Here is a 544-nt window from a genome sequence, read left to right as displayed (position 1 = left end):
CCCACATCTGTTGGTGACAACTTAATGTTGAACTCTAAAAGTAACGAACAGAGTTGATTCCCGTAAGCAACTTTATGTTTTACCGATAGCTGATGCATACGAACAAGCGATTGAAGTTCCTGCTGCTCCCTAGACTTCCCGCTAATAAAGTTCACATTACTGAGTTGTGATGCTTGTAAAACTGCTTCGGCATCATTCTTATCTGTCTTCTGATTTTGACGAATATTCGACACAAGCTTGGCCGATATTAAACGTGCATCATGCCCACATTCACGCGCATATTGATACCAGTAATTGGACGTTGCACATGCTTCGAAAACGACTGTCATTGGCTTTTGAGTGGCTAGCCAGTTAGAAAAAACGGAAGGCGTCATCGCCGAGTTGCGAACTATTTTACTCGACTTCGCGACACAGACCTGAATCTCTTTCTTTGCTAAATCTACGCCAGTAAGCATATTATACATATATGGGCTCCTACCTAACCTTTGTGTGTGACAACGTAAATGTTAGACCAACCTATTAGGTTGGGGAGTCCAATTATCTC

Annotated in this window: 1 protein-coding gene; it reads right to left on the bottom strand. The window is 42.3% G+C overall.

The genetic code is table 11. The features are described from left to right. On the bottom strand, window positions 1-464 hold a 464-nt coding region (locus KYS23_RS20595; protein WP_218420083.1), incomplete at its 3' end, for an IS110 family transposase. Between the last annotated feature and the right edge of the window lie 80 nt (window positions 465-544).

The organism is Alteromonas lipotrueae (genome assembly GCF_019249255.1).
Classification (GTDB): domain Bacteria; phylum Pseudomonadota; class Gammaproteobacteria; order Enterobacterales; family Alteromonadaceae; genus Alteromonas; species Alteromonas lipotrueae.
This window is presented reverse-complemented; position numbering and strand designations above follow the sequence as displayed.